Below are 13,305 nucleotides of genomic sequence, written 5' to 3' on the forward strand. Positions count from 1 at the left end.
TTTTCACTAGACCGAAGTTTCGTTCTAAGATTTCCCGCTCGACTTGCATGTGTTAGGCACGCCGCCAGCGTTCATCCTGAGCCAGGATCAAACTCTTAATTAAAGTTGTATTTAAAAGCCGAAGCTTTAAAATCTGGTTCAGTAAAACGCATCGCGTTTCATTTTCTATCTTCATATTTGTTATACGAATCTAGAATTATTGTTTTTTAAAGAAATTGTACGTTGACTCATTCGTTTATGAATTCATCTTACCAATCTTTGCTGATTGTTTGTACTTTAGTCTCTTTCGAGAACTACTTAAAGTCCTCTTTGACTAAATTTCTACACTATGGAGTTTTCAAGGTTCTGTGCCGCTTATTTCTTTGCGGCAGAGGGTTAAATTGCTTACCCCCGTTTTGTTCTGCCGTTTTGAGCGGAACATTTACTAGTATATATCTTTCAGCCATCATTGTCAACACTTTTTTTAAACATTTTTTGACTTTTTTCAAAGTATTATTTTAATTAGATAGATATAAATTGTTCTTTACAGAAGCGCTTTAATGATAGCTAATATAGCTTATCAAAAGGTACTCCTTTTGTCAATATATTTTTAGAGTTTTTTCGACATTTTTTATTTACATTTATTCGTTCATATTATAATAGAAAGATACTTTTATATAGAGAGATACTTTTTAGATATATTATAAGGAAAACATTATTTCTTAGATTTATAATATATGAATATTATAATTAAAAAGTAAAGAATTTAAAAGAAGGTAGCTTACCTACCTTCTTTTAAATATTGTTATAAATTTATCATTTTCATTGTTAAAAATTTATTTATTTCTGCTCTGCTAATTTCTTATATCCTTCTAGTCTTTCCTTAGCATTTTCTTCTGCTGCTTCAAATAATTTTTCAGCAACATCCGGGAATTCTTTCGCTAATGAAGAATATCTTACTTGCCCTAAGATATAATCTCTAAAGCTTGCAGTAGGCTCTTTAGAATCTAGTATAAATGGATTTTCACCCTGTTTTTTTAATTCTGGGTTATACCTATATAAATTCCAGTAACCTGCTTCTACTGCATCCTTCATATCTTCTTGGGATTTACCCATTCCTTTTCTTAGTCCATGATTTATACATGTAGAATAACAAATTATCAATGAAGGACCATCATATTTCTCAGCTTCTATTACCGCTTTCATAAATTGAGACTTATCAGCTCCCATAGATACCTGCGCTACATATACATATCCATAAGACATGGCCATCATGCCAAGATCTTTCTTCTTAATTCTCTTACCTGATGCAGCAAATTTAGCAATAGCAGCTGTAGGTGTTGCCTTAGAAGACTGACCACCGGTATTCGAATAAACTTCTGTATCAAATACAAGCATGTTAATATTTTCACCTGATGCAAGTACATGGTCTAATCCGCCATATCCGATATCATAAGCCCATCCGTCTCCGCCTAATGCCCAAACTGATTTCTTAACTAAATAATCCTTACGATCAACAATTTCTTTTATTAATGCATTTATCTCGTTATCATTAATTGACAGCTTTTCAATTTCATCAATTACTTTATCACTAGTTTCTCTTGATGTTTCTCCATCTTCTTTATTTGCAATCCAATCTTCGAAGGCAGATTTTAAGTCTTGAGGTATATTTAGTTCAAGTAATTCATTCATTGATTGTTCAATACTTTCCCTCATATGTTTAGATGCCAAAAGCATACCGTATCCATATTCTGCATTATCTTCAAATAATGAATTTGCCCAAGCAGGACCTCTACCATTTTTATCTTTACAATAAGGCATAGCTGGTGCAGAACCACCCCAAATAGATGAACATCCTGTAGCATTTGCAATAAGCATTCTGTCTCCAAATAACTGAGTTATAACCTTAATGTAAGGAGTTTCTCCACACCCTGCACAGGCTCCAGAGAATTCAATGTAAGGCAATGCAAATTGACTTCCTTTTACAGTTTCTTTACTTATTAATTTGTCTTTAATCGGAACATCTACTCCATAAGTCCAGTTGTCTTTTTCCTTAACAACTTCTGCAAGTGGTTTCATAACCAATGCTTTATCTTTAGATGGACAAATATCTGCACAATTTCCGCAACCCATACAATCTAACGGAGAAACTTGCATTCTATATTCGTAATCTTCAAGACCTTTGCCCTTAGCTTTAACTGTAGTAAAGTCACTTGGGGCATTGCCTTTTTCTTCTTTATTTAATAGAACCGGTCTAATCGCTGCATGCGGACATACAAATGAACATTGATTACATTGAATACAATTTTCAGGTATCCATTCAGGTACACGTACAGCAACGCCTCTCTTTTCATAAGCAGCAGTACCTGATGGGAACGTACCATCTTCTCTGCCTTCAAAAGCACTGACAGGAAGACTATCCCCTTCTTGTCTTGTCATTGGTATTAATACTTCTTCAATGAATTTCGGAACTTCTACTTTTTCTTCTTTTTCATCCTTCGCATTTGCCCAATCAGTAGGGACTTCTACTTCAACAATTTTTGCAACGCCATTATCTACAGCTTCCCAGTTCATGTTAACAACTTTTTGACCTTTATTTCCATAAGTATTTTCAATACCTTCTTTTAAATACTTAATTGCATCATCTATTGGCATAACATTGGAAAGCTTAAAGAATGCTGCCTGCATAACCATATTGATTCTACTTCCAAGACCAATCTTCTGAGCAATATTTACAGCATCTAAAATATAAAATTTTGCTTTCTTACTTGCAAGTTCTCTCTTTACTCTAGCAGGAAGTTTTTTATCAAGTTCATCCTTAGACCAAATACAACTTAATAAGAAAATCCCGCCTTCTTTTAAATCTTTCAGCATATCGTATTGACGTATATATGCTTGATTATGACAGGCCACAAAATCTGCTTTATTAATTAAATAAGTAGATTTAATAGGATTCTTACCAAATCTTAAGTGAGAAATCGTAATACCGCCTGACTTCTTAGAGTCATAAGCAAAATATCCTTGCGCATACATATCTGTTTTATCGCCAATGATTTTTATTGCAGTTTTATTAGCTCCAACTGTACCATCAGATCCTAGTCCCCAGAACTTACATTTTATTGTACCTTCCGGTTCACCTTCTACTCCATCTGTATAAGGAAGAGAACCGCCTGTTACATCATCATTTATACCAATTGTAAAATCATTCTTTGAATTTTCTTGCGTTAAATTATCATAAACAGCAACAATCATTCCAGGAGTTGTATCCTTTGATCCCAATCCATAACGTCCACCATATACTTCTGGTGCGTTGTCTTGGGTATATAACATAGTTTTAACATCTTGATACAAAGGTTCTCCAAGAGCCCCCGGTTCTTTCGTTCTGTCAAGAACTGCAATTTTCTTTACTGATTTTGGCATAACATCTAAGAAATACTTTGCTACAAAAGGTCTGTAAAGTCTAACTTTAATTAATCCTACTTTTCTTCCCTTTTTAACCATCTGATCTACAGTTTCTTCAATAGTCTCACAAACTGAACCCATTGCAACAATAATATGTTCTGCATCAGGGGCGCCAACATAGTCAAAAGGCTTATAGCTTCTGCCTGTCAATTCACTTATTTTATTCATGTATTCAACAACAATTTCCGGCGCTGCATCATAAAATTTATTTGATGATTCTCTTGCTTGGAAGAAAATGTCCGGATTTTGTGCCGTACCCCTAATTACAGGGTGCTCGGGATTAAGTGCGCGATTTCTGAATGCCTGCACTGAATCCATATCAACTAGTTTCTTAAAATCGTCATATTCAATTACTTCTACTTTTTGAATTTCATGTGATGTTCTAAATCCATCGAAAAAATGTAAAAAAGGTACTCTTGATTTAATAGAAGCCAAATGGGCAATACCACCAAGATCAATTACCTCTTGAACGGAATTTGATGCAAGAAGCGCAAATCCAGTCTGTCTTGTAGCCATTACGTCTGAATGGTCTCCAAAAATACAAAGTGCTTGCGTAGCCAAAGTTCTTGCACTTACATGAAACACACCGGGGAGTAATTCCCCTGCAACTTTATACATATTTGGAATCATTAACAGCAAGCCCTGTGATGCTGTATAAGTTGTTGTCAGAGCACCTGCCGCCAAAGAACCATGAAAAGTTCCTGCAGCACCAGATTCAGATTGCATTTCAGCAATTCTTACCCTCTGACCAAATATATTTTTTTTGCCGTAAGCAGCCCATTCATCTACAACTTCTGCCATTGTGGATGATGGTGTGATTGGATATATAGCAGCTACATCTGTAAATGCATACGAAACATATGCTGCTGCTGTATTTCCATCCATTGTTTTCATTCTTCTTTGTGTCATAGAAATAAACCCTCTCTCTTTAAACATCCTATTAACGTCTCCAGGATTTTATATAATTTTACTTAATAATTCCCCCGAGTATATATTTATATACTTTAATGCCTTTTCCTTGGATAGTCAAACAATTTTTGAAATTAATACAATATACACAAAAAAACAAAATTGTATACAATTTTTTACCTCTATTTTCCGGAACTTCTAAGGTAGTTAATGGTATTCAGCCCTAATTCTTTTGGCATGTATCTATTTTTATTCATTCTATAGCTAATTATTACACTATTACATTTTTTGTAATTACTGATAATTCTAAATTTTTTATTCATTTTATCTATTAAATAATAAGTATTTTTCTGGCAGATTAAATCTTCAGCAGTATAATTTTTGCTATTTTCTCTATTACCTTTATTACATAAACCCTGATCTCCAAGGAGACAATGGGCACTGGTCATAACAGGGATTTTACCATCAATAGCTAATTCAGCTTTAACGCCATGGAAATCAATATTTTTAATCTCATTTAAAGAAGTATCCGTATCATGAGAAATAACAGCTTCTTTTAATCCAAGTTGTTTTGCAACTAAAAAATCTGCACTGTTTATTAAATTCAACCCATAATCACCAAAGACGTCAACACCACTGCTTACAAAAGATTGTATCCAGCCTAAATTTCCTATAGAAATTCCGTTTTTATCAGCAATTTTAACTATTTTATCAAAGTTTCTCCTTATCGTAAAATCATTCCAGTCTTTTGTTATATTTGGTATCACGGGAATCATAGTAAAACCTCTATCTGTATATTCGTCTATATATTTTTTAAAATCAGCTTCTAAGAAACTATAATAAGGAAGATAAATTCTTCCCATATACGTATTGTTATTTTGTAATTATTCTCTTTATCTTTTCTAACCAAGATAAATCTAAATTTTTAAGATCATTTGCAGAAAATAAATACAAACTCTTTCTTATTTTTTAATTTTAGTATCTTTAATATCTTTATCTTTATCAATTTTTTTAAAAGTATTTAAATTTCTTTTTCTTTTCTTTCCATATATATGGCTTTTTTTAATGATAGTCTAGACTCAATATGTTTTCTTTTTTCCAAAAGTTCTTCTAGAGCCTCTCTTCTTAAATGATTTATGATAAAAAAATAAAAATATTTGTACCAATATTTATTTCACATTCTTTTAAACGAAAAGGAGTTTTTCCCATTTTATTTAATTGGGACTTAATAATTGCTGTATCTAAACTTCTTATTTACTGCCTCTTGCGTTGGCTCATCTAAACTTTTTATTACAATATTATTTCTGTCATCATGAACTTTTATGCTGGCATACTTACCTGCATATGCTTGAAACTCAATTTTAATATCAACTTTTTTTAATAGTTTCTCTTTATACCAAGGTTTTCCTTCAAAGCGATCTCTTGCTTCTTTCATTAAATTTTTATCTGTAATCTTATATACTTTATCACCATTGTTTACTTTTCCTTTTATATCATCTACCGTAACTAAATCTCCTGCTCTTGCATAGGTACAAGCCTGTCCATTTTTATCTTTCATATAAGTAACTACATTTCCAGCTAACTCTTTACTTCTTATTTAAATTCCATCTCGTAATGAAAGTTATTTTTCAAGATTAATTTTTATAAGACCATTCTTATTAGTTTTACCGCCTACTTTTCCGATTAATATACCTTGATGCTTCGGTAGCTCTCCTGACATAAGATCCTTCCCTGGATTTTCAAACAAATATCCTTTTGTAAATCCTCCTCTATTATAAATTTGATTTAAGTCTTCTAAATCGGATTTTAATACAGTATATTTATCATACTTTGCATACAAATCTAAAAATTTTCGATATAGTTTTGTTACAATAGTAACATATTCCGTAGATTTCATACGACCTTCAATTTTTAATGAATTAACCCCTGCTTCTATTATTTATCAAGATACTCTACAGTGCAAAGATCTTTAGGACTCAAAAGATATGTTTCTTTTCCTATAGGAATATATCCTTTTTCTTCTTTATATATTTGATATGGTAATCTGCACGGCTGCGCACAAGTACCACGATTGCCACTTCTGCCACCGATTTCGTTACTTATTTCACATTGTCTGAGTAACAAAGAAAAGAGCACCATGAATAAATACTTCAATTTCCGCAATTTTTTCTTTTGTAATTGATTCTATTTCTTTTAAAGAATAGCTCTCTTGCTAATACAACTCTGCTGAATCCTAAGTTTTTTGCTACTTTTACACCTTGTAAATTATAAACCGTACCTTGTATAGAAAGGTGCATCTCAAACTCTGATATAAACTTTTTTATTAAATTTGCTAATCCTAAATCTTGTAAAATAAGTGCATCAATACCATAATCATATAATTTAGCCGCATATAATAATGCTGACATTAATTCTTCACCATTCAATACTGTATTTAAAGTTATATAAATTTTTACACCTCTTACATGAGCATAAGATACAGATTCTTTTATTTCATTATCACTGAAATTTTCTGCATTAATCCAACAGCCGGTGCCAAAAGCTCAGGTATTTTATTCATTTATTTAACTCCTGTTCAAACTTGTATTTTTTAAAGATATTTAAGGAATAATATGGTATAAATAATTTGCTTAAATTAAATCATATGATATATAATACTATTATCGAAAGGATGGTGCAATCATGTCAAAAATGAAGGAACTGATTTCAGATTGGCGCTATGTAAAGCTTTGTTTATACATAGTTTTCACTGTAACACTGTTATATATATTATATCAGATAATTGCCAATTTTAATCAAGTATTAGCAACTATATTAATGGTATTAGAGAGTATATTTTCAGCTCTGTCTCCTTTAATTATCGGATTAATCTTAGCATATTTATTAAACCCACTTGTAGATTTAATTGATGTTAAAATTATATCAAAATTATTTTTTAAATTGCCTACAGATCCCGTAAAACTTGAAAAAAGGTTAAAGACAAGGCGTTTTGTAAGTATTATAATTACATTTTTATTAATAATAACTGCAATATGTTTAATCATTTACGGCTTTGCAGTCTTAATTGTAGGACAACTAGTTTTTACAAGCTTGCAAAGCATGCTGGATAGTATAACTTCCTACTTTCTTAAGTATGAAGATAATATTACACAATGGGCAAAAGTTCTTCCAACCAGTGGTTTTGAAGATAATATTGACGATATACTAAATACTATTGTAAATTGGTTCAACAATAATTTCAGTACCTCGGCAATTATTAATTTTGCAGCAAATTTAGGAGGCAGTATATTAAATATAATTCTCGGAATGGTTGTCAGTATTTACTTAATAAAGGATCGTGACTTTTTTAAACGCCTTTGGAGAAAATTTCTTCATTTAGTGCTATCTCAAAAAGCAAATTCTTCTGTTTGTGAAATATTAAACGATGTTAACATTGTACTATCTCAATTTTTAAGAGGTCAATTGTTAGATGCTCTGATTATTGCATTTTTATCATCAGTCGCTTTATCATTAATTGGTCTTGATTTTGCTGTTTTTATTGGATGTTTTGCAGGTATTGCAAATGTTATTCCGTATTTTGGTCCAATACTTGGCATGATTCCTGCTGCAATCATTGGTTTATTGACCGGAGGTTTTACTCAAGGTGCATTGGCTGTGATTGTACTCTTGGTAATCCAACAAATTGATGGCAACGTTATTTATCCTAAAATTGTGGGCTCAAGTATAGGTCTTCACCCTCTGTTTGTTTTAATAGCTGTTACCGTGGGCGGATATTATTTTGGTATTTTAGGCATGCTTTTAGCCGTTCCTATTGCAGCCATTTTAAAAGTGTTCTTAATGAAAAAAATTGAGTCTATTGACAGCAACGATGGTTTACAATAATACATTGTCGAAATATACAGTAAATTTAATTTAAAAATTGTCGAAAAAGCCAAATTTTCTGACGCTTTACAGCGAAGTGTATTACTTTGCTGTTTTTTTTTGACTAATCAAGGAAGTTGCATTTTGTAACCGGTTTTGTGACTCATTTTTCTTTACATAATCCACTGTATTAAGTATACTTACTTATTGCAGAAGTAATATTATTACTTATCTGTATATAGATAAAAGATTTTATATTTTATTTAGAGGAAAATGTATATGGAGGAATCTATGCAATCTCAAAAGGAAACTAAAAATTGCACTTGTACTTGTAGCTGTAATGATGATACAGACTATTACGCGCTGGATGAAATTTTAGCTGAGTACAAAGACATGCAAGGTAACCTAATCATAATTTTACAAAAAGCTCAAGAAATATATGGTTACCTATCCCGTGAGGTTATAAGACATATCTCACAAGTAACAGGATACACTCAAGCTAAAATTTATGGAGTAGCAACATTCTACACACAATTTCGTTTAGCACCAATTGGAAAAAACCTAATTATGCTGTGTCAAGGTACTGCTTGCCACGTTAACGGTTCTAAAGATATTGAAGAAGCAATATGCAGTGAACTTAATATTCAAGATGGGGAAACAACAGAAGATGGATTATTCACATTGAATAACGTTGCCTGTCTAGGTTGCTGCAGTTTGGCTCCTGTTATGATGATAAGCTCTTCTGAAGGAGAAGAAACTTACGGAAAATTAACAAAAGACAGTGTAAAAGAAATTCTTAAAAAAATTAAAGCTGAAGCAGAGAAATAGGGAGGTACCACATGAGAATATTAGTTGGACAAGGTAGTTGTGGTATTGCTTCCGGAGCAAAAAAAACAACTGCTGAACTAGAAAAGCAAATTAAAGATAAAAATTTAGATATCAACGTAGGTGTTACAGGTTGTATAGGAATTTGCTACCTAGAACCTATTGTTGATGTTTATGACGATGATAATAATCTTACAAGATATGTAAAAGTACAACCAGAGATGGTTGATGAAATAGTTGAAAAACATTTAATTGGCGGAAAAGCTGTGGAAGCTTATGTAATTCCACCATCAGGAGAAGATTTTCTAAATAAGCAAACTCGTATAGCTTTAAAGAACTGCGGTTTAATCAATCCTGAAAGTATTGATGATTATATAGCTGTTGGTGGATATTCTGCTCTTAAGAAAGCTTTGTTTGAAATGGACGGAGATAAAATTTGTGCGGAAATCAGCGACTCAAACCTTCGTGGCAGAGGAGGCGGTGGATTCCCTACAGGTAAAAAATGGATACAAGTTCGCAGCCAAGCAGAGCCGACAAAATATGTGGTATGTAATGCAGACGAGGGAGATCCAGGAGCATTCATGGACAGAAGTGTAATGGAGGGAGATCCTCATAGAATGCTGGAAGGTATGATTATTGCCGGTGTTGCTACCGGAGCTCATGAAGCATATATTTATGTTCGTGCTGAGTATCCCCTTGCAGTTCATAGACTTAAGATAGCAATTGAACAAGCAGAAAAAGCTGGTTACCTAGGTAAGAATATCTTAGGTTCAAATTTTGACTTTAAAATAAATATCAATCTTGGAGCTGGTGCATTTGTTTGCGGTGAAGGAAGTGCTCTTACAGCATCAATAGAAGGTAACCGCGGTATGCCAAGAGTAAAACCTCCTCGTACTGTTGAACAAGGTTTATTTGGAAAACCAACTGTTTTAAATAACGTTGAAACTTTTGCAAATGTTCCTGAAATAATTACAATAGGTTCTGAAAATTATAAAAAAATCGGCACAGAAAAAAGTTCCGGAACTAAAGCTTTTGCTTTAACAGGTAACGTAAATAATACTGGCCTAATTGAAGTTCCTATGGGGACTACACTTGAAACCATTATTTTTGATTTAGGTGGCGGTGTTAAAAACGGTAAAGAGTTTAAGGCTGTCCAAATTGGAGGACCTTCTGGTGGATGTCTTACAAAAGAACATCTAAAATTACCTCTTGACTTTGATAGTTTGAAAAAAGTAGGAGCTATGATAGGATCCGGTGGTCTTGTAGTTATGGATGAAGATACTTGTATGGTAAGTATTGCTAGATTCTTCATGAATTTTACACAGCATGAATCTTGTGGTAAATGTGTACCATGCAGAGAAGGTACTCATGTAATGCTAGAATTACTTGATGATATTGTAGAAGGAAGAGGTACTGAAGATACAATCGATACACTTTTAGACCTTGCAGATACAATTTCCGCAGCATCATTATGCGGATTAGGCAAAACTGCTCCAAACCCTGTAGTAAGTACTATCACCCAGTTTAGAGATGAATATTTAGCTCACGTTGTAGATAAAGTATGCCCAACTCATAATTGTAAAGCATTTAAAAAAGTTCGCATTAATCCTGAAGCTTGTAAGGGCTGCTCACTGTGTAAGAGAGTCTGTCCTGCTGAAGCTATTTCAGGAGAACTTAAAAACCCATTTGTTATTGATTCAGAAAAATGTATTAAGTGTATGGCTTGTATTGGTGCATGTAAATTTAATGCAATTGTAGTAGAGTAAGAGGTGGGGGTAAATATATTATGTCACAAAATTATATGATTATTAACGGCGAAAAAGTGCCGTATACCGACGAAAGAAATATTTTAGAAGTAGTTAGAAAAGCCGGAATTGATCTTCCGACATTTTGTTACTACTCAGATCTATCTATTTACGGTGCTTGCAGAATGTGTATCGTAGAAGATAACAGAGGTGGAATTATTACTTCTTGTTCAACTCCACCCAAAAATGGAATGGAAATTAAAACAAATACTCCAAAACTTCATAAACACAGAAAGCTTATTCTTAAGCTACTTCTTTCATCACATTGCCGTGAATGTACTACTTGTTCAAAGAGTGGTGACTGCAGACTTCAAGATCTTGCAAGACGTTTTGGAATCCAACAAATTAAATTTGATAAAACACAAAAAGCTTATAAGGATGAGTATACGATTGACCGTTCAAGTCCATCAATAACAAGAGACCCAAATAAGTGTATTCAATGTGGTGACTGCGTAAGAATGTGCAGTGAGAATCAAAATGTAGGCGCAATTGACTTTGCACTTAGAGGCTATGAGTTAATGGTTTGTCCTGCGTTTGATGATCCTATTGCTGAAACAGATTGTGTAAACTGTGGTCAATGTGCCGCTGTTTGTCCAACTGCTGCAATTGTTGTAAATAACCAGGTAGAAGAAGCTTGGAAAGCAATTTATGATAAAAACAAGAGAGTTGTAGTTCAAATAGCTCCTGCTGTGAGAGTTGCTTTAGGTGAAGAATTTGATCTTCCTCCTGGAGAAAGTGTAATGCCTCTTATTGTTGCAGCTATGAGAAAAATAGGATTTGACGAAATCTATGATACATCTTTCAGTGCAGACTTAACAGTTATTGAAGAGTCAAATGAATTTTTAGAAAAACTTAAAAGCGGAGCAAAACTTCCATTGTTTACTTCCTGTTGTCCTGGCTGGATAAAATATGTGGAAAACAGACATCCTGATTTACTGCCGCAAATTTCAAGCTGTAAATCTCCTATGGGAATGTTCAGTTCTGTATTTAAGGAATATGCTTCTAAGCCTGAAAATAAAATGGATGATCGCGAAACATTTGTTATCGCAATTATGCCTTGTACAGCTAAAAAATATGAAGCGTCTCGTGAAGAATTCAAGACAAATGGAAAAGTAGACGGAAAATACGATACTGATTTAGTACTGACTACACAAGAGCTTGCAAACATGATTTGGGAAGCTGGTGTTGAATTTAACGAATTAGTACCTGAAGCATCAGATATGCCGTTTGGTATGTACAGTGGTGCTGGCGTTATCTTCGGTGTTACCGGAGGTGTTACAGAAGCTGTAATTCGTAGACTAGTACCTACAAAAGATCATACAACATTTAACAATATTACGTACTCAGGAGTAAGAGGTCTTGAAGGGGTAAAAGTTTTCGAAATTCCTTATGGAGACAGAACTCTTAAGCTTGCTGTTGTAAGTGGATTAAAAAACACAGAAGAATTGATTCAAAAAGTAAAATCTGGAGAAGAACATTATGACTTTATTGAAGTTATGGCTTGCCCAACAGGATGTATCGGCGGAGGTGGTCAGCCTCAAAGTTCAAGGGAGACAAAAACATTAAGAGCACAAGGCCTTTATTCAACAGATAAAATGACTAGAATTAAACATTCTGATGCAAATCCAATTATAGAACCAATTTATAAAGATATTATTAAAGATAAAGCTCATGAATTACTTCATGTTCATTATAACCATAAGTAAAACAAGCACTTAACGTTTTAAGAAATAGGAGGTAGATTTAAAATCTATCTCTTATTTCTTTTTTATCATTTTTTATATTTGTGTTACAAAGAATAATTCATAGTAGAAAAGACTATTAAGTATTCTTATATTTACTTTACCACATTATAAGATCTTAGTTAAATCGTCTTTAATCATCTTAAACCATAAATTGAAAATCCCATTCCTATTACAAATAAAAGCATTTTTACCATTTTACCTAAGGTATAATTTTCAAAAGTTAAAAAATCATAAAAAGTAGAAGCTTTTAATTTTATTACTCTTTCAGTTTGAGTTAATTTGCATTAAAAAGGAGCTGTGTACTAATCCCTTAGCACTACAACCCCACATGCTTGTAAATTTCAATAAAAATATAGTAGACTAGAAATTATTCTTCTGCTGTTATTTTTTCAAATTCATCTACAACCTTTTTAAATTCTTCATCGTCATCAATATCAACTAATTCAAATTCATCTTCTCCTACTTCTTTATAGCCATAAATGTAAACATCGTCTGAATCATCATCAGGAATTAATGCAATATATTCTTTACCCTCAAAATCAAAGACACCCATGATTTCACATTCAACTTCCTGTCCATCATCAAATTCTAAAGTAAGAAAATCTGCATCTTCTTCTGAACAATCACATTCATCATTACAACCGCATGGATTGCATTTTTCTTTATCAGTCATAATATTAATCCTCCATTATTTTCTAAATTCTTTGTATGACTACTAT

General features: G+C 32.8%; 13 protein-coding genes and 1 rRNA gene. 4 read left to right on the top strand and 10 right to left on the bottom strand.

All coding sequences use genetic code 11. The features are described 5' to 3' along the window. The 9 genes from K292_RS0110470 to K292_RS19325 form a co-directional block, all read right to left on the bottom strand. Positions 1–103: ribosomal RNA gene (locus K292_RS0110470) — 16S ribosomal RNA — on the bottom strand; the annotation flags it as partial. A 716-nt stretch (positions 104–819) separates the two neighbouring features. Further along, positions 820–4,377: a pyruvate:ferredoxin (flavodoxin) oxidoreductase gene (gene nifJ, locus K292_RS0110475; protein ID WP_245570856.1), complete on the bottom strand. Its 3,558-nt coding sequence runs from the start codon at positions 4,375–4,377 to the stop codon at positions 820–822. A gap of 155 nt (positions 4,378–4,532) precedes the next feature. After that, positions 4,533–5,213, bottom strand: coding sequence for a hypothetical protein (locus K292_RS0110480; protein WP_027399797.1), 681 nt, complete (start codon positions 5,211–5,213; stop codon positions 4,533–4,535). Between the two features lie 271 nt (positions 5,214–5,484). Continuing rightward, the gene (locus K292_RS19570) at positions 5,485–5,559 is read right to left on the bottom strand and encodes a hypothetical protein (protein ID WP_084145977.1); all 75 of its coding nucleotides are present in this window, start codon (positions 5,557–5,559) and stop codon (positions 5,485–5,487) included. Positions 5,560–5,575: 16 nt separating this feature from the next. Beyond that, positions 5,576–5,908, bottom strand: coding sequence for a hypothetical protein (locus K292_RS17920; RefSeq protein ID WP_027399798.1), 333 nt, complete (start codon positions 5,906–5,908; stop codon positions 5,576–5,578). Between the two features lie 63 nt (positions 5,909–5,971). Next, positions 5,972–6,247, bottom strand: a complete 276-nt coding sequence (locus tag K292_RS19315) for a U32 family peptidase (RefSeq protein ID WP_027399799.1) — start codon at positions 6,245–6,247, stop codon at positions 5,972–5,974. Between the two features lie 38 nt (positions 6,248–6,285). Beyond that, a complete protein-coding gene (locus K292_RS19320; protein WP_169515456.1) occupies positions 6,286–6,474 on the bottom strand; it encodes a peptidase U32 family protein in 189 nt (62 codons plus the stop codon). Beyond that, entirely contained in the window at positions 6,455–6,538 is an 84-nt protein-coding gene (locus K292_RS19575; protein WP_156900526.1) for a hypothetical protein, read from the bottom strand. Before K292_RS19575 ends, K292_RS19320 begins: the two co-directional genes overlap by 20 nt. Then, positions 6,501–6,758 carry a peptidase U32 family protein gene (locus K292_RS19325; RefSeq protein WP_156900524.1) on the bottom strand — a complete coding sequence of 86 codons (258 nt, stop codon included), beginning with the start codon at positions 6,756–6,758 and terminating at the stop codon, positions 6,501–6,503. Before K292_RS19325 ends, K292_RS19575 begins: the two co-directional genes overlap by 38 nt. A 274-nt stretch (positions 6,759–7,032) precedes the next feature. Between K292_RS19325 and K292_RS0110510 the strand changes: the two genes are divergently transcribed. The 4 genes from K292_RS0110510 to K292_RS0110525 all read left to right on the top strand — a co-directional run bounded on the left by K292_RS0110510 (position 7,033) and on the right by K292_RS0110525 (position 12,547). Next, the gene (locus K292_RS0110510; RefSeq protein ID WP_027399802.1) at positions 7,033–8,232 is read left to right on the top strand and encodes an AI-2E family transporter; all 1,200 of its coding nucleotides are present in this window, start codon (positions 7,033–7,035) and stop codon (positions 8,230–8,232) included. 270 nt (positions 8,233–8,502) lie between these two features. Continuing rightward, the gene (nuoE, locus tag K292_RS0110515; RefSeq protein WP_027399803.1) at positions 8,503–9,039 is read left to right on the top strand and encodes an NADH-quinone oxidoreductase subunit NuoE; all 537 of its coding nucleotides are present in this window, start codon (positions 8,503–8,505) and stop codon (positions 9,037–9,039) included. A gap of 11 nt (positions 9,040–9,050) precedes the next feature. Continuing rightward, the gene (locus K292_RS16835; protein ID WP_084145976.1) at positions 9,051–10,802 is read left to right on the top strand and encodes an NADH-quinone oxidoreductase subunit NuoF; all 1,752 of its coding nucleotides are present in this window, start codon (positions 9,051–9,053) and stop codon (positions 10,800–10,802) included. Positions 10,803–10,822: 20 nt separating this feature from the next. Beyond that, positions 10,823–12,547 carry a [FeFe] hydrogenase, group A gene (locus tag K292_RS0110525; protein ID WP_027399804.1) on the top strand — a complete coding sequence of 575 codons (1,725 nt, stop codon included), beginning with the start codon at positions 10,823–10,825 and terminating at the stop codon, positions 12,545–12,547. A 406-nt stretch (positions 12,548–12,953) separates the two neighbouring features. Here K292_RS0110525 and K292_RS0110530 read toward each other — a convergent pair whose 3' ends face one another. Further along, positions 12,954–13,259: a DUF1292 domain-containing protein gene (locus K292_RS0110530; RefSeq protein ID WP_027399805.1), complete on the bottom strand. Its 306-nt coding sequence runs from the start codon at positions 13,257–13,259 to the stop codon at positions 12,954–12,956. Positions 13,260–13,305 lie beyond the last annotated feature (46 nt).

The sequence above is a fragment of the Anaerovorax odorimutans DSM 5092 genome (assembly GCF_000426305.1).
Lineage (GTDB): Bacteria > Bacillota > Clostridia > Peptostreptococcales > Anaerovoracaceae > Anaerovorax > Anaerovorax odorimutans.

Bases quoted from the DNA above. Each gene is read 5' to 3' on its own strand.
- nifJ (WP_245570856.1), bottom strand. From the start codon at position 4,377: ATGTTTAAAGAGAGAGGGTTTATTTCTATGACACAAAGAAGAATGAAA.
- K292_RS0110480 (WP_027399797.1), bottom strand. From the start codon at position 5,213: ATGGGAAGAATTTATCTTCCTTATTATAGTTTCTTAGAAGCTGATTTT.
- K292_RS17920 (WP_027399798.1), bottom strand. From the start codon at position 5,908: ATGAAAGATAAAAATGGACAGGCTTGTACCTATGCAAGAGCAGGAGAT.
- K292_RS19315 (WP_027399799.1), bottom strand. From the start codon at position 6,247: ATGAAATCTACGGAATATGTTACTATTGTAACAAAACTATATCGAAAA.
- K292_RS19325 (WP_156900524.1), bottom strand. From the start codon at position 6,758: ATGTCAGCATTATTATATGCGGCTAAATTATATGATTATGGTATTGAT.
- K292_RS0110510 (WP_027399802.1), top strand. From the start codon at position 7,033: ATGTCAAAAATGAAGGAACTGATTTCAGATTGGCGCTATGTAAAGCTT.
- nuoE (WP_027399803.1), top strand. From the start codon at position 8,503: ATGCAATCTCAAAAGGAAACTAAAAATTGCACTTGTACTTGTAGCTGT.
- K292_RS16835 (WP_084145976.1), top strand. From the start codon at position 9,051: ATGAGAATATTAGTTGGACAAGGTAGTTGTGGTATTGCTTCCGGAGCA.
- K292_RS0110525 (WP_027399804.1), top strand. From the start codon at position 10,823: ATGTCACAAAATTATATGATTATTAACGGCGAAAAAGTGCCGTATACC.
- K292_RS0110530 (WP_027399805.1), bottom strand. From the start codon at position 13,259: ATGACTGATAAAGAAAAATGCAATCCATGCGGTTGTAATGATGAATGT.